We start from the raw sequence: 23,978 nt of genomic DNA, 5'->3' as shown, positions 1-23,978 counted from the left end.
GGTCAAAGTCCGGTTTGCGCGCCTTTGTCGCCGCGGCGGGCGCCCCGGCGCTGGATCGCGAAGATCGTGTAGCCGAGCAGGCCGACGGCCATACCCATCAGACACACCGGGCGGGCGGATTCCCAGCGGTCGCTGGTCCACACGACGACGGTGGCGATCAGCCAGAGGGCGCTGCCGACCACGAGGACCGGCCGTGGATCGGTGAAGCGCGGCGGGATCTGCGGGACATTCTGGGGCACAGTCACAGCGTAGCTGCGGGAAGAGGCGGTCACCGGCCAGCGTGTCCCGTATCGTTCTGCTCTGTGACAACGCCATCGGATGTTCGAGCTCTCGCCGGCGAGCTGTCGCTCGCGGTGGTGCGCTTGACGCGACATCTGCGGGGGCGGCGCGCCGACGCGCAGATTTCCCTGACGCAGCTCTCCGCACTCGCCACCCTGCATCGAGAAGGGGCAATGACGCCGGGCGTGTTGGCCGCCAAGGAGCGCGTACAGCCGCCTTCGATGACGCGCGTGATCGCCTCGCTCTCCGATCTGGGACTGGTGGAGCGCAAGCCGCATCCGACCGATGGCCGCCAGATCATCGTGTCGCTCTCGGATGCGGGTCGCGCACTGATCGCCGACGAAGCCAGTGCCCGCGAGGCCTGGATGACCGAACAGCTCTCCACCCTCACCGACGAACAACTGGTCGTGCTGACGCGCGCCGTCGGGATCATGAAGCAACTCGTCGACGACTCGGAGTAACCGACCCATCCTGGACCCTGGTTGCTAGCGAGGTACGTAGCCACCGCGGGTGTATTGGGCGCCGAATGGCTGGTCGCTGTCCACGATTTCGCGGCCGAGGGGGAACAGCGAGATCGGGATCAGCTTGAGGTTCGCCCAGCCGAAGGGGATGCCGATGATCGAGATGAACAAGGGGATGCTGGTGAGCAGGTGGCCGAGCGCCAGCCACCAACCGGCGACGATGAACCAGATGATGTTGCCGATCATCGAACCGACACCCGCGGAAGGTTTTTCGACCGTAGTGCGTCCGAACGGCCAGAGCACATAGGTCGCGATCCGGAACGAAGCGATACCCCAGGGGATCGTGATGATCAGAACGCAGCAGATGATGCCCGCGACAATGTAGCCGAGCGCCATCCAGAACCCCGCGATTACGAGCCACAGAATATTGAGCACCAGCTGAATCGGCTTCATGAATCCAGCATGCCAGCCCACGTCGCCTCCGGACATCACTCCGGAGTACGAGGACGGCTCAGGGATATCCCCGATCAGCGAAACCAGCGCCTGACCGGCCGCCTCGGCGCAGAACGGCGGTCGTGAGCGGATTCGGCCGCTCAGAATTGCTCAGTTCGGCAAACGCAGGCTCGAGGCAGCCAGGCTCTCAGAAAATCCCCGAAACTGCGGGCTGGTCGGCTCACCCATTCAACTCGACTGGAGAACCAGGCATGCGGCAGGGACGACCCCGCTACGCGGGAGCGGACCGGCTGGCGGGATCAGCCGATTCGGCTGAACCGGGTTGGCCCGCAAGGGCGACTCAGTTGCGTGGGAGCGGACCGGCTGGCGGGATCAGCCGATTCGGCTGAACCGGGTTGGCCCGCAAGGGCGACTCAGTTGCGTGGGAGCGGACCGGCTGGCGGGATCAGCCGATTCGGCTGAACCGGGTTGGCCCGCAAGGGCGACTCAGTTGCGTGGGAGCGGACCGGCTGGCGGGATCAGCCGATTCGGCTGAACCGGGTTGGCCCGCAAAGACGACTCAGCTGCGTGGGAGCGGATCGGCTGGCGGGATCAGCCGATTCGGCTGAACGAACCGGGTTGGCCCGCGACCCAGCTACGCGGGAGCGGACCGACTGGCGGACCAACCCGACCCGGCGGGGCCGAGCTGACCCAACAGCAACAGCCCAGCTCAGAAGAACCAGCCGAGCACTGCGTCTCGTTCCGCCCCGAATGCCTCGTCGAGGGCGCGTAGCTGCACGAAGTCCTTGGCTTGCAGGCGGTTGGCGGCTGCGAAGACCCGGGCGGGGTAGGCGCCCAGGTACATGGAGGCCAGGACGTCGATGCCGAGTTCGAAGTCGGGTGGGCGGGTGGTGGGTGTGCATTCGGCGACGCCGTCGCGCACCGTGAGCGCGAAGGTGCCGCCTGCGTTGCGGAACGGATCCTGTACTGCGAGAACGATATCGAGATCGCGGAGGTATGAGCGAGCGGTCAGGGCAGCGGGAACATCCATGAGACGCAACCACAGTGTGTCGTTGCGCGCCTTCGTGCGCACGAGTCGCAGATCGGTGAGCAGATACGGGAGCGGATCGTTGTCGGTGATCGACGCCTCGACGTGGCTGCACAGCTCCAATCCGAACAGCGCCCGCCACAGCGCGATATCGGCTTCCGGGGTCACCGCGCGCATGTCCTCGACCACCGCGACCATCCCGTGTTCGCGGCGGTGATAGCGGTACAGCGCATACCCGTCCGGGTGCAGGAATGCGAAAAGGTCGGTGCCGCCGTTGCGGAACGCCGGCGGATCGTCGAGTTCCATTCGCCAGCGTGCCTCGGGACGCGCCTGCGCACCGGGCACCAGCCGCCGCCACCGGTCGTAGATCGCGCGCATCGACGCGCCCGCGTCGGCCAGGGTGCTGAGCACCACGCCGCCCGGATCGGGTGTGGATGGCAGGAACTCGACGAAGCGCCGATCGATCGAGACCGCGTTCTCCCGAATCGACGGTCCGTACCCGAACCGACCGTAGATGGCGCCCTGACTCGCGGTGAAAATGGTCAATGCGAGCCCGTCCGCCTCGGTGCGTCGATGCTGCTCGGTGTAGATGGCCCGCAGAATCCCGCGCCGTCGGTGTGTCGGCGAGACTCCGACCCCGGCGATTCCGCAGGCCTCGACGGTGCGTTCGCCGGGCACCGTCAGCGTCATCCGAGTCGACCTGGCATGTCCGACGACGCGACCGTCATCGATGGCGAGGATCGCGTCCTCGGTCGGCCAGAGCTGCGCCCGCAATCGCGCATGCGCCGGATAGCCGCGCATCCCGAACGAGGTGTCGCCGAGCAACTGAATGGCCGCCACGTCGTCCTCGGTGGCCGACCGAATGGTGATGCCGGGTATCAGCGTCATCCCTCGACGATCGCACGCTCCCCGACCCGCCCGCACCTGAATTACCACCCTCACGGAGTTCCCACAGAAGCTCCGAATACTTCGCATACCGACTTGCCGCGCGACTCGCCGACGGCGGAGCACAAAGGTCTGCGGCACCGGTGTTCGTGGAGCTGTCGGCAAACGGCAGGATGTAGCGGTGGCTGATGTGATCGATATCGACGATCCCGCTGATCCGCGAGTCGATGACTTTCGCGATCTGAAGTCGGCGGATCGGCGGCCGGATCTGCCGGGGCGCAAGGGGTTGGTGATCGCGGAGGGGGTGGTGGTCGTCCAGCGGATGTTGGATTCGCGGTTTCGGCCGAGTGGGCTGCTCGGGGTGGAGAAGCGGCGGGTGGAGCTCGCGGAGGATCTGTCGCGGATCGATGTGCCGTATTACCGGGCGAGTGCCGAGGTGATGGCGGAGGTGGTCGGGTTCCATCTCAATCGCGGGGTGCTCGCGGTGGCGCGCAGGCCCGCGGAGTCGACCGTGGGCGACGTCATCGAGCGGGCCCGCACGGTCGCGGTGTTGGAGGGCGTGAACGATCACGAGAATCTCGGCTCGATGTTCCGGAATGCCGCCGGACTCGGCGTCGAGGCGATTCTGTTCGGCGATCGGTGCGCCGATCCGCTGTATCGGCGTGCGGTGCGGGTGTCGATGGGGCATGTGCTGCGGGTGCCGTTCGCGCAACTGCCGAAGTGGCCGGAGGGGCTGGATGTGTTGCGGAGCAACGGATTCCAGATCATCGCGCTCACCCCGAACCCGGCTGCGGTGAATTTGGCGACGGCGATGACAGGGGAGCGGGTGGCGCTGCTGCTCGGCGCGGAGGGACCCGGATTGACCGAGGAAGCCATGCGGGCCACCGACATTCGAGCCCGTATCCCGATGTCACCCGGCACCGATTCGCTCAATGTGGCTACTGCGGCCGCCATGGCGTTCTATGAACGGGTGAGGACGTCGTGAGTTACTTCCCGAACGGGGCGTACCGGCCATACCAGCCGTACCAGGATCCGACCCCGTGGGCCGCCGGGCTCACCGTCGCGACCATGGTCGCACTGCTGACGGCCGTCGCGGTGTACGCATTCGGCTCGGCCTTGGCGGAGGTCCATCCGCTGCTCGCGATCCTGGTCAACCTGGTGGCGGTCGGCGGCGCCGCACCCACCGCCTGGCGCTGGCGCCTGGCACCGGTGACCCGGTGGGTCATCGGTGGCGGCACCGTCGGTGTGTTGCTCGGCTGGCTGGTCCTGATCATCGGCGGCCTGTCGCGTTAGCAGAGACCCTTACGAGACGGGGTCCTTGCCGCGCAGCCAGTCGAGCAGACCTCGTCTCGATTTCGTGTCACCGTTGTGCTGCTCCAGTGGGATCAGGTCGGTCGGGTCGGGGGCCTGGCCCTTCGGGTAGAGGGTGAATCCGCAGACCGCGATATCGCCTGACACCAGTGCGCCCTCGGGGGCTGGGGCGCGGTAGTGGAAGCCGAGCCATTCGTTATTGGCGGCGTCGGCGAAATCAGGTGGGTCGAAGGGGAGGGTTTGCGGGTCGGGCAGTTCCCCGGCCTGCCACCGCACCGGATGATCACCTGCCCAATACGAACGCTCCCACACCAGCGGGAGGCCCTCGTCCTCCAGGATGTTCACCCGCGTCGAGCTGAACGAGCGCCGGAATTCGCCACGCTCCCAATGCGCGAATGCGCCCCAGCCGTGATGCGCGTCGAACGAGATCAGATAGGTGTGCTCCGAGGCGAGCGGGCGAACCAGCAACTCCGCCAGCGCCGTCGGATGCGCACGTGCGGCCTGTGCCGAGCACACCACCGTGACCCCGGGATAGCAGCCGATGTACACCTCGTCGGCATCCGGTCCGGCGCAACCGCCCAGCGTGCCGACCATGATCGGCCTGACATCACGGTCCGTGTGCAACTGTTTCGCCAGCGCGAGCGCGGCTTCGGGGTCCGGATCGTGGTTCGCGCGGAGTACCGCCAACGGATCCTGTGCGTCGACGTACCAGAGAGACGAAGCCTTGGACAGCATTTCCGGCACCTCCCGATGGTTGCACCAAACAGCTCCGCAAACTTTGAGCAACCCACGGCGCCCTCTAGCAACTCCCGCTACCGTGACCCGCCCGACCGTCGACTCACCAAGTCGACGACACACCGAAATCTACCCGCACTCTCGCGCCAACATCGCCCCTTCCGCATTCGAACACGCCAGCACCCCCCAGAAATTCGCAACAAACCGCCCGAAATCAAGATCAGGTGGCACGCATGGCGGCATCGCCCGAGAAGCCCCCGCCGCCATTGCCGCCTGATCTTGATCGGGTCGGATGCGCGCCGGGCGGCTGGCCGAAGTTGGGTTATGTCCGAAGGGGTTGGCGGCTACGGAGGTTCGGGTGTCGCAGTGCTGCCGAGTACTCAGCGCAGGAGCGAAACTCAGTGGCCCGAGCTCCGCACCCCGAGCAATACGTCCTCCCAGGACGGCATCGGCGCCTTCCCCCGCTTGTTCCGAGCTGCCTTCGCAGGCGCCTTCTTCGCCGCTTCCTCGGAAGCAGCGGGCTTGGGCGCAGGCTTCGAGGCCTTGGCCGGGGCGGCAGCGGCGGGCGCAGCCGGGGTGCCCGCACCGGCCGGAGCACCACCGGCCGCCGGAGCCGTATTCGTCCCGGCGGTGACCGAAGCGGAACCGCTCGCGGCCGGAATGGCATTCGTGCTCGCGGCGGGCGGAATCGCGGCTGCCGCACCACCCGCGCTGACCGGCGTACTGCTACCGCCGGCCGCGACGGAACGCTGCTCGTAGTACTCGTCCAACGTCGGCTGGGTCCGGGCCGCCGGACGCGCCGGTGCCGCCGCGGCCTCGCGCGCCGGACGCGCCTCGGCCGGACGAGGTTCCACCGGCCGGGTCTCTACCGGCGGTTCGGGCGCCGCCGGCGCCTCGATCTCCGCCTGCGGCGGCAGGATGGTGGCGAGTCCGCGTAGGGCACGGCCGAAGTCGGGATCGATCAGATCCGAGGCCGGATCGTCGAGCGGGGAAACCGAGCCGCCGTGCGCGTCGGGCTGGTAGCGCCAATGCGCGGCGATCTCGGAACGGCCGTTCTGCCACTGCAATTGCGCGACCCAGAAGCCCTTTTCGTCCTTCCAAGCATCCCACTCGGCATTCTCGAGTGTGTGCCCGCGCTCGGTGAACGCGGCGGTGACGATATCGATGAGGATTTCCACGGCCGGACCGTCGGCGCGCACTGGATGCGCCTTCTGCGCGAGTTCGGCGGCGCGGGCCCGCTCCAGCAGCACCGGATAGGCGAACCGCTCCACGCGACTCAGCGGCATACCGGATTCTTCGGTGACCTGTTCAACGGATGCCCCGGCACGGATACGAGCTTGAATATCGCGGGGACGCATAGTTGCTTCCATCTCGATCTCAATCTGGCCGAATCGGGCAAGGTCTCCGCGTGCTGCGGCTCGAAGCTTGTCGTCGGCGGGCAGCCGGTACTTGGTGCCGGTCTCGGTGTCGATGCACACGATGTGTGTGGAGTCGGGCGTCACCCCGATCACTCGAAGTTCACGCACCGTTACCTCCTTATCGCGTCGGCTCGCGACACCGCCCACTTTTCCGAAACAGTAGTGCACTACTGATGATCTCGAGGCAAGACACGCGGGGCGGAAATCTGCGAAAGTCCCTCCGTGCCCCGCTAATCTGCTCTATTCGTGTTGTCGGCCGCTTGGCCGCGGCGTGTTCGCGGACCCCTGGTGTCTCGCGTCCGACCCTTTCGAGCGACGTGCAAGCAAGTCGCTAGCGGCGGCGCCGTCGAGACTCGCGCCTACGGCGCATGCGCTTCGACGACTCGGACGCGAGACGGGCCGCGAACTCCTCGCTCGTCAGACAGCTCCGTGCTGGTCGGTAGTGCGGGTCTGTTACGTCAGGTCGTTTGTTCGCGGCCCGTTCGGCGGGCGTTGTGGTGTGTTGAGCCGTTTGTTGTCAGCCGAGCTTTTCGACGACCCAGTCGATGCTACGCGTCAGCTGCGAAACATCCTCGGGGTCGATGGCGGGGAACATGCCGACGCGCAGCTGGTTGCGGCCGAGCTTGCGGTAGGGCTCGGTGTCCACGATTCCGTTGGCGCGCAGCACCTTGGCGACGGCGGCCGCATCGACCGAGTCGGCGAAGTCGATGGTGCCGACAACCTGTGAGCGTTGCGCCGGATCCGCGACGTACGGGGTGGCGAAGGAGCTCGACTCGGCCCAGAAGTACAGCCGCGACGACGAATCCAGCGTCCGCTTGACCGCCCAGTCCAGTCCGCCGTTGCCGTTGATCCACTCGATCTGGTCGGCGAACAGCAGCAGGGTGCCGAGTGCGGGGGTGTTGTAGGTCTGATCCTTGGTGCTGTTGTCGATCGCGATCGGCAGCGAAAGGAATTCCGGGGTCCAGCGACCCGAAGCCTTGATCTCCTCGACCCGGGCCAGCGCGGCCGGGCTCATCAGCGCGACCCACAGGCCGCCGTCGGAGGCGAAGCACTTCTGCGGTGCGAAGTAGTAGACATCGGCGTCGGTGATGTTGACCGGCAAACCGCCTGCACCGGAGGTGGCGTCGATGGCGATCAGCGCGTTCTCCGAACCCGCCGGACGCTGCACCGGGATCGAGACACCGGTGGAGGTTTCGTTGTGCGCCCAGCCGATGAGGTCGGCCGACGGGTCCGAAACCGGCTCGGGCGCACTGCCCGGCTCCGCCGAGACCACGATCGGATCGCCGATGAACGGGTTGCCCTTGGCCACCGCGGCGAACTTCGAGCTGAACTCACCGTTGGTCAGGTGCAGCGAGCGCTCGCGGATCAGACCGAAGGCGGCGGCATCCCAGAACGCCGTGGTGCCACCGTTGCCAAGCACCACCTCGTAGCCGTCGGGCAGCGCGAAGAGTTCGCGCAGGCCGCTGCGCACGCGTGCGACCACATCCTTGACCGGCTTCTGCCGGTGACTGGTTCCGAACACCGAGGCGCCGACGGATACCAGAGACTGCAACTGCTCCGGGCGCACCTTGGAGGGGCCACAGCCGAACCGTCCGTCGGCGGGCTTGAGATCGTCGGGAATGATCGGGAACTCAGCGGTCATGGCCATCAGGGTAGACGGTGGTAATGCTGTGACTCTGACCACACTCCGGCTAACGTTATCGCCCATGAACCTTGCGTCGGCTAGCACGGGGTGGCGAGAGCGCAGCAGGGGGCCGCGGAACTTCGGATTGCGCACGGGCGCGCTATCGGATGCGCAGCGGCGCGAGTTGCTCATGCACGGCGCGATCGGCTCGGCGACCATTCTCGGCGTGCGGCCGAGTTCGAAGGCGACGTTCGCGAGGCCCTCCGTGGTTGCGCGGGCTACCGCCTCCGGGCCTGACACGAACGTCGCGGGGCGCAGTGAACCCGGACACGTTTTCTGGATTCGAGTGCAGGGGGAAGGCGCGCTGCCATACGAAACCCGGGTGCGGCAGCGGATGCGCGAGGACGACCTGGAGTGGATGCAGCCCGGTGACGTAGTCGGCTGCCGGGTCGATCCGGGCGATCGCGACCGACTGGTGCTCTATGTGCCCGATATCGCCGAGACCGGCCGGGCGAGCATTTCGAAGATCCTCGCCGATGGCCGCCGCGCCGATGCCACTGTCCTTGCCGCCGCGCCGGTCGCCGCCGACTACGCCGGTCGCGACGACCCGGTGCTGCGCCTGGACCTCGAACTGCGCGCTTGGGACGAGGCGAAACCATGGCGCGTGCGCCTGATCCAACCGGTACCGCTGGTCGCGATCGGCCTCGTCGATCTGGGCCAACATCTGGAGGTCGCCTTCTTCACCGTGGACCGCGGCGAATCCGTCGCGGTCGACTGGCTTGCCTCCCTCGATGAGGATTAGGGCGGCGGCTCGGTATTCGAGCCGCCGTTTCGCTAACTCTTGGCTTTCACCCGCGCCAGCGCATGTCCGGTCAGTGTGATCAGCGCGGTCTTGGCCGATTCCCGGTCCCTGGCGTCGATCATCATCACCGGAACATCAGCGGATAGCGAGAGGGCATCGCGGATGGCCTCCTCGGGAAACTTGGGGGCGCCTTCGAATTCGTTGACCGCGACCAGGAACGGCAGTCCGAGTTCTTCGAAGTAGTCGACCGCGGCGAAACTGTCGTCCACTCGACGGGTGTCGACCAGCAGGATCGCGCCGATCGCGCCAAGGCTGAGGTCGTCCCACATGAACCAGAACCGGTGCTGCCCGGGCGTGCCGAACAGATACAGCACCAGATCATCGGACAGGGTGATCCGACCGAAATCCATGGCGACCGTGGTGGTCGTCTTGTCCGGGACCGCCGAGGTGTCGTCGATTTCGGAGCTCAGATCGGTCATCAGCGCTTCGGTTTTCAGCGGAACGATATCCGAAACCGCGCCGACCAGCGTAGTTTTGCCGACTCCCATTTCGCCGGCTATCACGATTTTCGCCGAGACCGCGCGGGATGTGGTCTCGGGTGGTGCTTGTTCAGGTGCGGTCATCGAACATCCTCGGCTGCAAGGGGTTTCAACTTACCAGTGGCTCTTCCGTCACGTACCCCCCGCTGATACCGGTTCAATCCTGAGCGGATCGTTTCCGGGTCGCGGCGCGTGCTCGCCGCGGATTCCATTGCCGCCGACCCCGATTCGGCCCCACCCGGCACCAACTGATTCCCTGGATCTCGTTTCGGTAGCCCGGACGTTGTCCTTTCCGTGATTGTCGGATCCGCTGCCCGCTCTGCCGCAGACCAGCCTTCATCCGCCGACGAATGCCAATTCTTCAAAACCGGTAGCTCCCCCGTAGCCGGATCCGCCAACCACGCCGACATCATGCCGGTGAAAATCGGCGTTGCCGCTTTCCTTTCGGTGGGCTGCGTCGATCCGTTCGAAGTCGATCCGTTCGAAGCAGACCCGTTCGAAGCGGATTCGGCGGTCTCCGCCGAATCCCCCTCTTCGGTTTGGAAGAACGAGGTCGTCTTCGCCACCCGCTCCTGCGGCCCGGTCGGGGGACCCGAATCGGCCACGCTAGCGGACCGCGGTGGCGCGCCCGCCGCCGCGGTGGTGCTCGATGGCTTCGTAGCAGCCCCTCCCGCTTTGCGCCGACCTTTGCGGTTGACTCCCGGAACCCGTTTCGGCAGACCATAACTGGTGATCACCGGCGGTGCCGCGGGCGCATCCGCCGCAGGTTCGGCAGGCTCGGGTGCGGCCGACGGCGGTGCACCGATTCGACGTGCGGGGGGTTCGGCTTTGGCAACAGGTGTGACCGCCTTGGCTATAGGTTCGGCAACATCCGCGCCCGCCTTGGTGCCGAGCGTGTCCCGATGCACCGGAATGACCGGCTTCAGCGTCGACGGATCCTCCGCATCCTGCGACGGCACCTCGATCAGCGCGGGCGGAATGTGCAGGCTCGCGGTGATTCCCGGACTGAGCGCGCGATCGTGGGTCCGACGCAGCCGAACCGTGATGCCGTGCCGCTCGGCGAGTTTGCCGACCACGAACATGCCCATCTGCCGGGTCATCGCGACGGTGACCACGGCCGGCGTCGCCAACCGTTCGTTGATCTCGTTCAGTTCGCTCGCCGTGATGCCGATGCCCTCGTCGATGACCTCGATGAGCAGGCCGCCCTCGGAGGTCCGGCTGTAGGCGAAGGTGACATCGCTGTCGGGCGGTGAGGCCCGGAGCGCGTTCTCCAGCATCTCCGCGATCAGATGCACCACATCGGTGGCCGCGATGCCCGCGACCCAACCGTCCGGTGTGGCACCGGATTTGACCCGCTGATAGTCCTCGACCTCGGAGACCGCGGCGCGCAGAATATCGCGCACCTCGACCGGTCCGGACCGATCGTGGCGCGACCGCGTTCCGGCCAGCACCAGCAGATTCGCGCTGTTGCGCCGCATGCGCGCGGCCAGGTGGTCGAGCCGGAAGAGCTGGCCGAGCCGATCTGGGTCCTTCTCCTCGAATTCGAGCGCTTCGATCATGCTGAGCTGGCGATCCACCAGCGTCTGGCTGCGCCGCGCCATGGTCTCGAACATGTCGTTGACCTGATCGCGCAGCAGTTGCTGCTGTGCGGCGAGTTTGAGTGCCTGGGTGTGCAAACCGTCGACGGTGCGGGCGATTTCGCCGATCTCCTCACCGGTGTGCACCGGCACCGGTTTCACCTCGATGTCCTCGAGTTGGGCGCCGCGCATGATCCGTTCGACCTCGCTCGGGAGGTCGATCTCGGCGAGTTCGCTGGCACCGGCCCGCAGCCTGCGTAGCGGCTGTAGCAGCGAGTGGGCGACCCACAGCGCGAGTGCGAGCGCCGCGATCACGGTCCCGAGCACCACCAGCGAGGCCTGCACGGCCGAGGATCGGGCCTCGGCGACCTTGTCGTCGACATCATGGATGACGCCCTGCACGATCTGGCGCGTCAATCCGGTGAAGACATCGCGGGATTCGATGGCCAGCCGACGCAACTCCACCAGGTCGACGACGTGCGTGCGCATCGCGACCTCGATCATGTCCTCGAGCACCGCGGTATTGGGACGCACCACCTGATCGAGTTGCGGTTTGGCCGCGGGCAACACCCGTTCGATCGCATCGGCCGCGGCCAGGATGCGTCCCTGCGCAATCTGGAAATTCTCGGCCTGGGTCGGCTGTTGGATCGCCGTCATGGCCGCCATCAGCCAGTTGAAGCCCTCGACTTTGCCGACCAGCACATCGGAGAGCTGCGCCTTCGCGGCCACGACCGAGCCGACGCCGACGGGGGTGAGCAATTTGTCCACAGTGCCGACGGCATCGGCGACAATCGCGTTGTTGAGCTCGATGGCCCTCACCGGATCGCCGCCGCCCTTACCGCCTGAGCGGATGACCTCGCTGGTCGCGGTCATCTGCTTCAGCGCCCTGGCGACCGTCGGATCGATGCCGTTGCGTCCCGCGCGCACCGTGGCTTCGGTAATAGCCGTTGACAATTCGACCAGGTCCTGGTCGGTGGTGGTGCCGTAGACCTGCCCGCCTGCGACGGTCGAGGCCGCCGATTCGAGTGCGGTGATCGCCGGAATATCGGAGATCCGATCGGCCGCACTGTCGTATTCGGAGTAATCGCGGAACAAGACCGTCAGGCGCAGACCGCCGAGCAGAATGGCCGCGGCCAGCGGAAGAGCAACGGCCGCGCCGACTTTCCAGCGGACTCGCCATTGCTCGAGATTCCGCCATCGAGTGTGCGCGAAGATTCCCTGCGCCACCCTACATACCGCCTTCCGCTCGGATCGGGCCGATCCGGTCATCTCGCGCTGGCGAAATGCCCGGTGCACGGCCGCAATCCGTCTCACCATTGTTTTTCGAGCGACCGGCAGGCGGTCGGCTGACATCGCGACACCGGTCAGCATCGGTACCATACTGGCTTGCCGCCGGGGGTTGCGCGTTATTGGCGCGATCCTGGGGCGTGCACTCCATACCGTAATAATTGCACCCCGCGGCTCACCGGCACGATGGCGTGCCGAGCCCGGCTACGGGTGGCAACGGTGCTCAGAGATGGACAAAGGTGAACCCCGCCGATCGCAGCGCGGGCAGCGCCGACGTCATGCCTGCGGCCGTTCCGGAATTCGGCCGGTGCATATGCGCCAGCGAGATCGTACCGGGTGCGGCGGCTTTCATCGCATTCTGCACCTGCGCCGCACTCGCGGTGGCGCCGTAGTCGGCATTGATGCTGAAACCGACCGGCCGCTCACCTAATTCGTTGACGATCGCGACCGCGACATCGTCATAGTGCGCGGTACCCGCGCGGAAGAACCGCGGCGGTTTGCCGAGCAAGGTGGTGAGCCGTTCGTGATTGGCCCAGACCTCGTCGGCGGCCTCCTGCGGCGAGCCGGTGCCCGGGATTTCGTAGGCGGCCCGGCCGGTCACCGATAGCGGCTTGTGTGCCACACCATGATTGGCCAGCTCGAACAGCGGATCGGCGGCCAATTGCGCGGCGCGACCGGGATTCGCGTCGATCCAGCGTTTGTTCAGGAAGAGCGTGGCCGGAATCTGCTGGGAGATGAGCATATTCAGCAATGTCTCATCGATATCGTTATTTCCGGGCCCGCCGCACGCGTCGAAGGTGACCGCCATCTGTTTGCCGTTCGCCGCGAAAGTGCTTGTGATGCCGTCCATCTCCGTGCCCCACCGCGTCGGGTGGGCACCCGCGTGCCGGGCGGCCACCGCCGCGGCGGAGTTGGCCGCAGGGGCCTGCTGCAACGGGGATCTCGGAATGGCCTGCACGTCAACGGCGTTCGCGGCCGTGGTCGTTCTCGATTGCGCGGTGGTAGTTCTGTCCTTGTCGGTACTGCAACCAGCGACGAAAGCCGCAGCCGCGGCACCGAATCCGATCAGCCGCCGCCGCGACACATTCCTATCCAGCATTCCCCGTTAACTCTCTCTCCCACAGCGTCCCCCGAGATGCTACGCGGAATATCGGCAGCGAGATTCCTCGCTCACCCAGCCCCGCTCGTAGCAAGTCTTACCAGCGATCCGTTCGCGGCCCGTCTCGCGTACGCCGCATAGCGCACCATCGACTCAGCCGTCGAAGCGCATGCGCCGCGGCCACGGGATTCGCCCCATTCGATGCGAGTGCATCAGGTGCCGAAGGCCCCGTCATCGCCGCCCCCACGGAGCGAGTCTTACGAGCGACCGTTCGCGGCCCGTCTCGCGTCCGAGCCGTCGAAGCGCATGCGACGTAGTCGCGAGTCTGGACGACGCGTTCGCCAGCCAACCCGACCCCGCGTGCCTGGCCTGACAAAGTCCGTTCAAGCACTGACCACCCCGCACGGAGCGAGATGCTTACGAGCGAGGAGTTCGCGGCCCGTCTCGCATCCGCCCCGTCGAAACGCATGCGCCGCAGGCGCAAGTCTCGACGACCCGTTTGCCAGCCACCGACCGCGTGCCTGGCCTGACAAAGTCCGTTCAAGCACTGACCACCCCGCACGGAGCGAGTCTTACGAGCGACCGTTCGCGGCCCGTCTCGCGTCCGAGCCGTCGAAGCGATGCGACGAAGTCGCGAGTCTCGGCGGCTCGGACGCGAGACACCCGGGGGCCGCGAACCCGCCGCGGCCACGCGGCCAAAAACACAGCTAAACGTGCGCGACAGCGGACCAGCCTGCGACGTCCTGCGGCTGGCGCGGGCCGGGGCCGGTATAGATGGCGGCCGGGCGGACCAGCTTGCCCAGCTGCTTCTGCTCCAGGATGTGGGCACACCAACCGGCGGTGCGGCCACAGGTGAACATCGCGGGCATCATGTGCGCGGGGACCTCGGCGAAGTCCAGGATGACCGCCGCCCAGAATTCCACATTGGTCTCGATGGCACGGTCCGGACGACGCTCGCGCAGTTCGGCGAGCGCGGCCTGCTCCAGCGCGGCGGCGACCTCGAAACGCGGGGCGTTCAGGCGCTGCGCGGTGGCGCGCAGTACGCGGGCACGCGGATCCTCGGCCCGGTAGACCCGGTGGCCGAAGCCCATCAGCTTTTCCTTGCGGTCCAGGATGCCCTTGACCAAAGCGCGTGCGTCACCGGACTTCTCGACGGCCTCGATCATCGGCACCACACGCGCGGGTGCGCCGCCGTGCAGCGGACCCGACATCGCGCCGATCGCACCGGACAGCGCCGCGGCGACATCGGCGCCGGTCGAGGCGATGACTCGCGCGGTGAAGGTGGAGGCGTTCATGCCGTGCTCGGCCGCGGAAACCCAGTAGGCGTCGATGGCCTCGGTATGCCGTGGGTCCGGGTCGTCCTTCCAGCGGGTCATGAACCGCTCGGTCACCGTGGTGCACTCGTCGATCTTCTTCTGCGGTACCGCGGGCTGGTAAATGCCGCGCGCGGACTGCGCGACATAGGACAGCGCCATCACCGAGGCGCGCGCCAGATTCTCCCGCGCGGTCTCGTCATCGATATCCAGCAGCGGCTGGTAGCCCCAGATCGGGGCGAGCATGGCCAGTCCGGCCTGCACGTCGACGCGCACGTCACCGGTGTGCACCGGCAGTGGGAACGGCTCCGCGGGCGGCAGGCCGCGGCCGAATTCACCGTCCACCAGCAGTGCCCACACATCGCCGAAGGTCACCCGCGACCCGACCAGGTCCTGGATGTCGACGCCGCGGTAGCGCAGCGCGCCGCCGTCCTTATCGGGTTCGGCGATATCGGTGGTGAATGCCACCACGCCTTCCAGGCCGCTGACGAAATCAGGGGGTACGGCGGTCTGCCCACTGGGCACCGCATGGCTGGTAGTCATTCTGTGACTCTCCTTGCACTTCGGTTCGTTCCTCGGCGACTGCTTGTAGGTCGCTGGGAAAGGCTTGTTCTCGTCGATGAGGGGTGTGGCTCGCCGAGCACATGCCGATCAACAAAACCTTAGCTCCCTGCTACCGCGGAGTAACGTCTGGCCCATGCGTGACCTGGACAATTCATCTCTCGGTCAGGAAATGGCCGCAAATGATCGGGTTCTTTTCCCGGCGACCGATTTGGCCGCCATGCGAGTCGACTACGGCGGCATGCCATTCGGCAGCGGCGAGGACACCGATCTGGACGAAACCTGGCTGGCAGGCGGCTGGGAGCCGCTGCTGCGGCACTGGATCGAACAGGCCACCGCGGTCGGCATTCCCGAGCCCAATGCCATGGTGGTCGCGACTGTCGCACTCACCGATGTCGGGCCGCGTCCGGTCGCCCGGACGGTGCTGTGTAAAGGCCTCTCACCGGAAGGTGTGACTTTTTACACGAATTACGACTCGGCCAAGGGCAACCAACTGGCGGGCGTCCCATTCGCAGCCGCGACGTTCGTCTGGCCCGCGCTGGGCCGACAGGTTCACGTGCGTGGGCCGGTCGAGCTGGTCTCCGCCGAGACGACCGCGGTCTACTGGCGCTCCCGGCCACGCGATTCTCAGTTGGGCGCCTGGGCTTCGCGCCAGTCCCGGCCGATCGCCTCACGCGCCGAACTCGATCGCACCCTGGCCGAGACCACCGCACGCTTCGCCGATGTGGACGAGATCCCGGTGCCACCGCACTGGGGGGGCTACCTGATCCGACCCGACGAGGTGGAGTTCTGGCAGGGTCGCCGGGGTCGGCTGCACAACCGGATCCGGGTGCGGATCAGCGGCGATGTCATGACGGTCGACCGACTACAACCTTAGAAATCGTGGCGACCCCAACCTTGTTGGCCTACTGACCGACTCATTACGCTGCGGTCGGTGAAACTGCTCGCCGACACCACCCCGCTGCGCTATCCCGATTTCCGACGGTTGTGGACCAGCAACATCGTCACCGTCATCGGTTCGCAGTTGGCCGTGGTGGCCGTCCCGCAGCAGATATTCGAGATCACCGGCAGCTCAGGCTATGTCGGCCTGGCCGGTCTGTTCGGCCTGGTCCCACTGATCGTGTTCGGTCTGTGGGGCGGTGCGCTGGCCGATGTGATGGACCGGCGCAAGCTCATGCTCATCACCAACTGCGGCACCGGTATCACCGCACTCGCCTTCTGGGTTCAGGCCGCGGCGGGATTCGACAACGTCTGGATCGTGCTCGGACTTTTCGCCGTGCAGCAGGCGCTCTTCGCCGTGAATCAGCCGACCCGCAGTGCCGCCATCCCGCGGTTGCTGCCCACCGAACATCTGGCCTCGGCCAGTGCGCTCAGCATGACCGTGCAGCAGACCGGCGCCATTGCCGGGCCGGTGCTCGCGGGTGTGCTGATTCCCGTCGTCGGTCTGTCCACCCTGTATCTGATCGACGCGATCGCACTGCTCGCCACCATCTGGGCGGTGTGGCGGCTGCCCGCCATCCCACCGACCGGAACCGCGCGCAAGGCCGGATTCCGCACCGTCCTGGACGGTTTCGCCTATCTGGCGACGCAGCGCATCCTGCTCGCCTCCTTCGTGGTCGACGTGATCGCCATGGTGTTCGGCATGCCGCGCGCGCTCTATCCGCAGATCGCGCACGAGACCTTCGGCGATCCGGCTGGCGGCGGCGTCGCGCTCGGCTTGCTGTTCGCTTCCATCTCGGTCGGCGCGGTGCTCGGCGGAGTGTTCTCCGGCTGGATCTCGCACGTGCGCCGCCAGGGCCTGGCGGTGGTGGTCTGCATCGTGCTCTGGGGGGTGGCCATGGTCGGCTTCGGCGTCGCCGTCGCCTGGACCGGTCACGGCCTCGGCATCGGGCCGGGGCTGTGGATCGCGTTGGCGTGCTCGGCCTTCGGCGGTGCGGTCGATATGGTTTCGGCCGCGCTGCGCATCGCCATGTTGCAGGCGGTCACCACCGACGAGATGCGCGGCCGCCTGCAAGGCGTGTTCATCGTGATCGTCGCGGGTGGCCCGCGCATCGGTGATGTTGCCCACGGTTTTGCCGCAGCGGCCCTGGGTACCGCGGTCGCCGCGGCGGGTGGCGGCGTGCTGGTCGTTATCGGGGTGTCGCTGGCTGCGCTCATGTTCCCGGCCTTCGTGCGCTATCGCGTCGCCAGGTCGCACTCGGTGCCGGTGTCCGACAGCGCGACAAACCTCACCTGACGCGAACTTGTTTGTGAGGTCGACCGGTGGGCACCCTCGTTCTCGGGCCGTGCGAGCAGCGACTAGCGTCTAGGTGAGTGCACCGCCGTGCCGACCGCACCCCGATGCCGACGGTCCTAGCCTGAGAGGGATCCTTCCGTGCCCGAAAAAGACCACATCAACGACGCCAAGCCGATTTTGAGCTACCCCGGCGGCGAATACGCCATGACGATCGCCGAAGCCGAAGAAGGCAATGACGGCGTCGACCTCGGCAAAATGCTGGCCAGCACCGGGTATGTGACCTACGACCCCGGATTCATGAACACCGCGCCGACCAAGTCGGCGATCACCTACATCGACGGCGAAGCGGGCATCCTGCGCTACCGCGGCTACCCGATCGACCAGCTCGCGGAGTCCTCGAACTTCATCGAGGTCAGCTACCTGCTGATCTACGGCGAGCTGCCGACCCAGGCGCAGCTGGACGAGTTCACCGACCGGATCCGCCGCCACACCCTGCTGCACGAGGACCTCAAGCGGTTCTTCGACGGCTTCCCGCGCAACGCGCACCCGATGCCGGTGCTGTCCTCAGCGGTGAACGCGCTTTCGGCGTACTACCAGGACTCACTGGACCCGAAGGATCCCGAGCAGGTCGAGCTGTCGACCATCCGACTACTGGCGAAGCTGCCCACCATCGCGGCCTACTCGTACAAGAAGTCGGTCGGCCAGCCCTTCCTCTACCCGGACAACTCGCTGAGCCTGGTGGAGAACTTCCTGCGGATGACCTTCGGCTTCCCGGCCGAACCCTACGAGGTCGATCCCGAGATCGCCGCCGCACTCGACATGTTGCTGATCCTGCACGCTGACCACGAGCAGAACTGCTCCACCTCGACGGTGCGCCTCGTCGGCTCCTCCGACGCCAACCTGTTCACCTCCGTCTCCGGTGGTATCAACGCGCTGTGGGGCCCGCTGCACGGCGGCGCCAACCAGGCCGTGCTGGAGATGCTGGACGGCATCAAGGCCGAGGGCGGCAACGTCAAGGACTTCATCCGCAAGGTCAAGAACAAGGAAGACGGCGTGAAGCTCATGGGCTTCGGGCACCGCGTCTACCGCAACTACGACCCGCGCGCCTCGATCGCCAAGAAGCATGCCGACGCGATCCTGTCCAAGGTCGGCGGCGACGACGAATTGTTCGATATCGCAAAGTCTCTGGAAGAGGCCGCGCTCACCGACGAGTACTTCATCTCGCGCCAGCTGTACCCGAACGTCGACTTCTACACCGGTGTCATCTACAAGGCCATGGGCTTCCCGACCCGCATGTTCACCGTGCTGTTCGCGATGGGCCGACTGCCGGGCTGGATCGCGCACTGGCGGGAAATGCACAGCGAGCCTTTGAAGATCGGCCGTCCGCGCCAGATCTACACCGGCTACGGTCACCGCGATTACCACGAAATCAACGGCCGCTGATTTTCAACCGAATCCACCATTACCTATCAGAGGGGATAGCCGAATGACCAAGCCGGAGATCGAATTCCAGGCGGGCCCAGCGCCCACCGAGCTGGTTGTCAAGGACATCGTCGAGGGCGAGGGCGCCGAGGCCGTGCCCGGCGGTGTCGTCGAGGTGCACTATGTCGGCGTGGAATTCGAATCCGGCGAGGAGTTCGACTCCTCCTGGAACCGTGGCGAAGCCATCAGCTTCCCGCTGCGCGGCCTGATCCAGGGCTGGCAGGACGGCATCCCGGGCATGAAGGTCGGCGGCCGCCGCCAACTGACCATTCCGCCGCATCTCGCCTACGGCCCCGCCGGTTCCGGCCACAAGCTTTCCGGCAAGACCCTGGTCTTCGTCATCGACCTGCTCAACGCCAACTGAGCTGAAAACCCGACTTCGGCCCGTGCTCTCGCAGAGCACGGGCCGAAGTCGTCTCACGCGGGCTCGGCGGCCGGGTCTGCGTCAGGGGTTTGCTCCACCTGACGGATGACTCAGGTGAGTGCCGTTGCAGTACTAACGCCGGATCGTATGTGACGTCGTGTTGTCCCAATCGGGTTCGACGGCCTGATCAGTTGCGGACCACCTCGACCGGGTCCGTCAAGGCGAGCGCCAGTGCGGACTGCTGGGTGCTGCTGCGCTGGGGTAGCGCTGCGACGGCCTTGTCGGTTTGGGTGCTGAGGTTGGTCACGATCTGCTGGAGCTGGGTGACGCCGCCGGTGAGCTGGCTTATGGCGCTTACTAATTGAGCGCCACCCTGGTCCGCCAGTTGCGGCAGGCCTTCGGCGAGTCTCGCGCCCTCGGCCAATTGCGCGCTGGCGCCGGTCAATCGGTCCACAACTGTGCGCAGGAGCGTGCCCAGATCGGTGCTCGGATCGACCGCGCTGCCGACCAGATCACCCAGAGAGCTCAGCTGGGTTCCGGCCTGGCCCGAAACATTTCGCAGTCCTTCGAGTTTCGCGATGATGTCGGCGACCTGGGGATCACTCGCGAACGGTAGCGCTCGCATCAGCGGCAGGATTTGATCCAGACCGCCGCTCACCGTATTCGCGGTCTGCTGCACCTGTCCGATCGTGATGCCGGTCGAATCCAACGCCGAGGCAAGTTGATTCGCCTGTGCGGCGGCGCCGGAGACGGTCGAGTTCAGCAGTGCGATGGCCGAAGTCAGCTGTGCCGAACCCGCTTTGGCGTAGGTCAGGAAGCCGAGCAGCTGATCCGCGCCCGAGCTGAATTGATCGGCACCTGCGGCAGCGGCATTCACTCCCGCATTGAGCAGTTGGGTGGTGAACTGCACCGAGGTCATCTGAGTGCGCGCCTGCGCGACGGCGGCCAGGGCGGCATCGACACCGGATGCGCCGATCCGGTGCGTCACCGTATTCACCGCGCCGTTCACCACATCCGCGTCCGCGCCCTTGTGCGTATCTACCGTCACCTTGGCCCGTTTCGGCTGTGCGCTCGCCAGTGTGCCCATGGATTCGGTGAGATCGGCGGGCAGGGTGATCACCGCCGCGTAGTCATCCGCATCGAGTTCACCCGGCTTGCCGACGGTCCACTCGTATCCGCCGCCGTCCTGCTGTAAACCCTGCGCGATGCGCGCACCCGTCGGCCCGGTATCGGCATTCACCAGCGCGATACCGCCGGGTGAACCGGATGATCTCGAGCAAGCGGTGACGGCGCCACCGAGCGCCCCGGCGATGACAACGGCAACGGCGAGCAGGGCCCAGCGGGCGCGATTTCCAGCCACGTTTGCCGACCCTAGAACTCCGAATTGGCCGAACTCTGAGGATTCGGTAAGAGCCGCAGATGATCAGGAGAGCTCGGCGCCGGTGGGCTCCTCGGTCCGCGTCGCCTCGACCACCTGGCCGAAATCGAGCTTGACGAGTTGATCCGCGTGGTGGAAGTAGCGATCGTCGTGGGTGATCACGATGACGGTCTTCCCGCGCTGTTTGAGCTCGGTGAGGATTTCCTGATAGAAGACGTCGCGGAATTTGGGTTCCTGGTCGGCGGCCCACTCGTCGAAGACATAGATCTGCCGGTCCTCGAGCAGCGCGGTCAACAGCGCGAGCCGTTTGCGTTGCCCCTGCGACAGATCGATGGTCGACAGCCGACCGTCGCGCACCGTCACCTTGTGCGCGATCTGCAACTCCTCGAGATAGCGGCGCACCTCACCGTCGAGTCCGGGCCGATCGAAGCCCAGGTAGTCCTCGAACAGGTGGAAGTCGGTGAAGATCGCCGAGGAGTTCTGTCGGTACCACTCGATATTCTCGTGATCGATCGGCTCGCCATTGAGCGACAGCGCACCGGTCTGCGGCACATACAGTCCCGTGATCAGCTTGGCCAGTGTGGATTTGCCGCTGCCGTTGCCGCCGACGATGAAGGTGATCTGCCCGGGTTCGAAGACCAGATCGAGTGGGCCGAGCCGGAATCCGGACTCGTCGTTACTCTGCTCGGGTGGCGGGCCGAGCGGCATCGGCCGGTTGTCGTGTCCGCTGTGGTCGATGATCCGATGACCGTTGACATCCGGTCGCGGCCCGCCGGGGCGTGGACCCCGACCGGGCGGATGCGCGCCGCCTCGCGGCCCGGGCGGCGGCCCGCCGGGACCCGGCGGGAACGGCGGTGGCGGCTCCGTCCGGTAGCTGTAGGTGACATTCGTCAGCTCCAGCCGCGCCGAATCGACGACGGGACGGTCCGTGAACGGCAACCGCTGCTCGTCGTGCATGGTCTCCATGGACAGATTCATCGCGCGGATCTTCGCCAGCGCCACATCACCGCGCAGCAGATCCGGGATGCGGTGCATGAAGTTCTGCATCGGCATTGCCAGGAATGTCGTCACCAGGACATACCCGACCATCACATCGCGCGACAGGTCGAGCGGCGCGACCAGCACGAACAAGATCAGGGCCATGGTGCCGAGCTGCAGTGCCTGCCCGAATCCCTGCGCCACCGAGAATTTGGATCCCGCATCGACATTCTGCGCACGCAGCGTCGCGGCCGAACCGAGCAGATGCCGCTGCATGAAATCGCGGCGGCGTTCCCGATGCAGCTTCAACTCTTTGATACCCAGCGTCACGGCCTGATACGACCGCAACAGCGCGTCTTCGTTCTCCCGCGCCTCGCGATAGATATTGCGCACCCGCCCGAGAATCAGCTCGACACAGGCGATCCCGAGCAGTGTGCCCGCTACGGTCACCGCGAACAGCGGACCCGACACCATGAGCAGGAAGACGAAGCAACCGACGATGGTGGCCACATCGATGCAGATGCTCGGAATGGCCGTCACTGCCTGTGACAGTGAGCGCACATCCTCGGTCAGCGTCGCTATCAGACGGTGCATGCCGAGCCGTTCCAGATGCTCGAGCGGCGCCGAGACGATACCGGAGCTCAGATCCGCGCGCAGCCGGTAAATCGCCTCTTGGGCAAGGCGAATCAAGAGCACCTGCGACACCACGCCACTGACCAGAATGACCAGGGCCGTCAGGCCGAAGCTCTGGATATCGACGTGCGGATGCGGTTCCGGCGACACCACACCCCTGATGAGGGTCACCAGATAGGTATTGGCCGCACCGCAGATGAGGCCCGCGGCAATGACGGCCGCGATCCGCATCCAGGAGATCGAGATGAGGAATCGGATGAGTTGCATGGTTGCTGCGCTCCCTGAGACCGGTGCGATTACCGGCGAATGATGTCGAAGATCATGCCTTCGAGGGTGACCCCGGGCGCGAAGGAGAACGCCACACCGGTCGAGATCGGCTTCGGCGCTTCCTGCCGAATCATTTGTTCCAGCACGAAAATCAGCGACACGCTCAACATATTGCCGAACCTGGCCAAGACATCCCAGCTCAGCGCTGCCCGCTCCGGCGCGATACCGAGCGAATGCACGGACTCCTCGATGATCTTCGGCCCACCCGGGTGGATCGCCCACAGATCGACATCGGATTTCTGCAATCCATTGCGGGCCAGAACCTCGGTGATCACGGGATCGACCCCGGTGTAGATGTACTGGGGCAGATTCTCCGACAGCTCGCAGGTTATGCCGTTCTGATCGACACCGAGCACGATGCCGTCCTCGGCTCCGTCGAAGAGCCTGCTGAAGCTGTCCCGGATCACCACCCGGCCCGGCGCCAGCGGCTGCTGGACCTGACCGGCGCCGATGACCACCGCACCGCAGCCGTCGCCGAACAGGCTGTGGATGATCACATCGTTGATGTTGTCGTCGAAGACGGCGTTCACCGAGCTCAGCTCGATGCAGACAACCATCGCCTTCTTATCCGGATGCGCCCGAACATAATCCACAGCCGTCCGAATGCCGTTCATCGCGGCCGCGCAGCCCATGAAGTTCACCACGACCCGCCCCACCGACGGCGAAAGCCCGAGCTGCTTCACCACCGCGACATCCACGCCGGGCGCGATGAAACCGGTGCTGGTCACGAAGACCAGCAAGCCGATCTCCGCCGCCGGGTCCTCGATACCGGCGAGGGCGCGACCAGCGACATCGACGGCCAGCGGCACCGCGTGGCGGTAGAACAGATTCATCCGGTCCCGGATCGTGCCGCGCTCCCGGCCGAACTGCAGGAAGTCGGGATCCAGCGGATCGACGACGAGTCGACGGCTGTCGATCTTCGTCTTCTGGTAGATCCGCGAAATCCGTGCCCGCTGTTGCGGATCGGTGAACAGCTCTGCCACCCGATCGGCGGCGCCGGCCTGATCGACGAGCTGACTCGGCGCACCGGTCGCGATGCTCTCGATCACCCCGACCGTGGTCGGCGGCGCGGGCGGCAGCCCGTGCTGTACGAGGCCGTGGCCGTACTCGTCCCCCTGACGAGCCGCCGACGTTCCCTCATCGATAGTGATTGACACGAAATTCTCCCCGTTCTTGTGAAAATGGTGATCGGCACCGCCGTCGACCAGC

The 23,978-nt window shown here is 66.1% G+C and carries 21 protein-coding genes; 8 read left to right on the top strand and 13 right to left on the bottom strand.

Features of this window, described 5'->3' with window-relative positions; genetic code table 11:
* Window positions 1-2 precede the first annotated feature (2 nt).
* Complete coding sequence (locus ACQPXH_RS30460; RefSeq protein WP_433599881.1) at window positions 3-239, bottom strand: DUF2530 domain-containing protein; 237 nt, start codon at window positions 237-239, stop codon at window positions 3-5.
* A gap of 63 nt (window positions 240-302) precedes the next feature.
* Here ACQPXH_RS30460 and ACQPXH_RS30455 point away from each other — a divergent pair, with 63 nt between their 5' ends.
* Window positions 303-740, top strand: a complete 438-nt coding sequence (locus ACQPXH_RS30455) for a MarR family winged helix-turn-helix transcriptional regulator (RefSeq protein ID WP_433599880.1) — start codon at window positions 303-305, stop codon at window positions 738-740.
* Window positions 741-764: 24 nt separating this feature from the next.
* Here the strand turns inward: ACQPXH_RS30455 and ACQPXH_RS30450 are convergent, their stop codons facing one another.
* Together ACQPXH_RS30450 and ACQPXH_RS30445 are read right to left on the bottom strand one after the other, a co-directional pair.
* Window positions 765-1,193, bottom strand: coding sequence for a YccF domain-containing protein (locus tag ACQPXH_RS30450; protein WP_433599879.1), 429 nt, complete (start codon window positions 1,191-1,193; stop codon window positions 765-767).
* A gap of 709 nt (window positions 1,194-1,902) precedes the next feature.
* Window positions 1,903-3,108: a GNAT family N-acetyltransferase gene (locus tag ACQPXH_RS30445; protein WP_433599878.1), complete on the bottom strand. Its 1,206-nt coding sequence runs from the start codon at window positions 3,106-3,108 to the stop codon at window positions 1,903-1,905.
* A 178-nt stretch (window positions 3,109-3,286) separates the two neighbouring features.
* Between ACQPXH_RS30445 and ACQPXH_RS30440 the strand changes: the two genes are divergently transcribed.
* Both ACQPXH_RS30440 and ACQPXH_RS30435 read left to right on the top strand, forming a co-directional pair.
* Complete coding sequence (locus ACQPXH_RS30440) at window positions 3,287-4,090, top strand: TrmH family RNA methyltransferase (protein ID WP_433599877.1); 804 nt, start codon at window positions 3,287-3,289, stop codon at window positions 4,088-4,090.
* Window positions 4,087-4,398: a DUF2537 domain-containing protein gene (locus tag ACQPXH_RS30435; RefSeq protein WP_433599876.1), complete on the top strand. Its 312-nt coding sequence runs from the start codon at window positions 4,087-4,089 to the stop codon at window positions 4,396-4,398. The genes ACQPXH_RS30440 and ACQPXH_RS30435 overlap by 4 nt, the downstream gene beginning before the upstream one ends.
* 9 nt (window positions 4,399-4,407) lie before the next feature.
* Here the strand turns inward: ACQPXH_RS30435 and ACQPXH_RS30430 are convergent, their stop codons facing one another.
* The 3 genes from ACQPXH_RS30430 to serC all read right to left on the bottom strand — a co-directional run bounded on the left by ACQPXH_RS30430 (window position 4,408) and on the right by serC (window position 8,211).
* Window positions 4,408-5,151, bottom strand: coding sequence for a DUF6928 family protein (locus ACQPXH_RS30430; protein WP_433599875.1), 744 nt, complete (start codon window positions 5,149-5,151; stop codon window positions 4,408-4,410).
* Between the two features lie 398 nt (window positions 5,152-5,549).
* On the bottom strand, window positions 5,550-6,677 hold the full coding sequence (gene sepH, locus ACQPXH_RS30425) for a septation protein SepH (protein ID WP_433599874.1): 1,128 nt from the start codon (window positions 6,675-6,677) through the stop codon (window positions 5,550-5,552).
* 409 nt (window positions 6,678-7,086) lie between these two features.
* Complete coding sequence (serC, locus tag ACQPXH_RS30420; RefSeq protein WP_433599873.1) at window positions 7,087-8,211, bottom strand: phosphoserine transaminase; 1,125 nt, start codon at window positions 8,209-8,211, stop codon at window positions 7,087-7,089.
* A gap of 64 nt (window positions 8,212-8,275) precedes the next feature.
* Between serC and ACQPXH_RS30415 the strand changes: the two genes are divergently transcribed.
* On the top strand, window positions 8,276-8,995 hold the full coding sequence (locus ACQPXH_RS30415) for a hypothetical protein (RefSeq protein ID WP_433599872.1): 720 nt from the start codon (window positions 8,276-8,278) through the stop codon (window positions 8,993-8,995).
* A 32-nt stretch (window positions 8,996-9,027) separates the two neighbouring features.
* Here ACQPXH_RS30415 and ACQPXH_RS30410 read toward each other — a convergent pair whose 3' ends face one another.
* The 4 genes from ACQPXH_RS30410 to ACQPXH_RS30395 form a co-directional block, all read right to left on the bottom strand.
* On the bottom strand, window positions 9,028-9,618 hold the full coding sequence (locus ACQPXH_RS30410; RefSeq protein WP_433599871.1) for a GTP-binding protein: 591 nt from the start codon (window positions 9,616-9,618) through the stop codon (window positions 9,028-9,030).
* Window positions 9,615-12,338 (bottom strand): ATP-binding protein, encoded by a 2,724-nt coding sequence (locus ACQPXH_RS30405; RefSeq protein ID WP_433599870.1) that lies wholly within the window; start codon window positions 12,336-12,338, stop codon window positions 9,615-9,617. Before ACQPXH_RS30405 ends, ACQPXH_RS30410 begins: the two co-directional genes overlap by 4 nt.
* 283 nt (window positions 12,339-12,621) lie before the next feature.
* Window positions 12,622-13,497 carry a polysaccharide deacetylase family protein gene (locus ACQPXH_RS30400; protein ID WP_433599869.1) on the bottom strand — a complete coding sequence of 292 codons (876 nt, stop codon included), beginning with the start codon at window positions 13,495-13,497 and terminating at the stop codon, window positions 12,622-12,624.
* 707 nt (window positions 13,498-14,204) lie between these two features.
* A complete protein-coding gene (locus ACQPXH_RS30395; RefSeq protein ID WP_433599868.1) occupies window positions 14,205-15,353 on the bottom strand; it encodes a citrate synthase 2 in 1,149 nt (382 codons plus the stop codon).
* Between the two features lie 190 nt (window positions 15,354-15,543).
* Between ACQPXH_RS30395 and pdxH the strand changes: the two genes are divergently transcribed.
* The 4 genes from pdxH to ACQPXH_RS30375 all read left to right on the top strand — a co-directional run bounded on the left by pdxH (window position 15,544) and on the right by ACQPXH_RS30375 (window position 19,453).
* Window positions 15,544-16,248: a pyridoxamine 5'-phosphate oxidase gene (gene pdxH, locus ACQPXH_RS30390; RefSeq protein WP_063047570.1), complete on the top strand. Its 705-nt coding sequence runs from the start codon at window positions 15,544-15,546 to the stop codon at window positions 16,246-16,248.
* A 57-nt stretch (window positions 16,249-16,305) separates the two neighbouring features.
* Window positions 16,306-17,607, top strand: a complete 1,302-nt coding sequence (locus ACQPXH_RS30385; RefSeq protein ID WP_433599867.1) for an MFS transporter — start codon at window positions 16,306-16,308, stop codon at window positions 17,605-17,607.
* A gap of 138 nt (window positions 17,608-17,745) precedes the next feature.
* Window positions 17,746-19,050, top strand: a complete 1,305-nt coding sequence (locus ACQPXH_RS30380; protein WP_433599866.1) for a citrate synthase — start codon at window positions 17,746-17,748, stop codon at window positions 19,048-19,050.
* Window positions 19,051-19,093: 43 nt separating this feature from the next.
* Window positions 19,094-19,453 (top strand): FKBP-type peptidyl-prolyl cis-trans isomerase, encoded by a 360-nt coding sequence (locus tag ACQPXH_RS30375; RefSeq protein ID WP_433599865.1) that lies wholly within the window; start codon window positions 19,094-19,096, stop codon window positions 19,451-19,453.
* Window positions 19,454-19,640: 187 nt separating this feature from the next.
* Here ACQPXH_RS30375 and ACQPXH_RS30370 read toward each other — a convergent pair whose 3' ends face one another.
* The 3 genes from ACQPXH_RS30370 to ACQPXH_RS30360 form a co-directional block, all read right to left on the bottom strand.
* Window positions 19,641-20,813: a hypothetical protein gene (locus ACQPXH_RS30370; RefSeq protein ID WP_433599864.1), complete on the bottom strand. Its 1,173-nt coding sequence runs from the start codon at window positions 20,811-20,813 to the stop codon at window positions 19,641-19,643.
* 63 nt (window positions 20,814-20,876) lie between these two features.
* Window positions 20,877-22,709: an ATP-binding cassette domain-containing protein gene (locus ACQPXH_RS30365; RefSeq protein ID WP_433599863.1), complete on the bottom strand. Its 1,833-nt coding sequence runs from the start codon at window positions 22,707-22,709 to the stop codon at window positions 20,877-20,879.
* Window positions 22,710-22,738: 29 nt separating this feature from the next.
* Window positions 22,739-23,920: a type III polyketide synthase gene (locus ACQPXH_RS30360; protein ID WP_433603625.1), complete on the bottom strand. Its 1,182-nt coding sequence runs from the start codon at window positions 23,918-23,920 to the stop codon at window positions 22,739-22,741.
* Window positions 23,921-23,978 lie beyond the last annotated feature (58 nt).

The sequence above is a fragment of the Nocardia sp. CA-135953 genome, assembly GCF_050955735.1.
Taxonomy (GTDB): Bacteria; Actinomycetota; Actinomycetes; order Mycobacteriales; family Mycobacteriaceae; genus Nocardia.
Note: the sequence above shows the minus strand (reverse complement) of the source record. Positions and strands in the feature narration are given on the sequence as shown.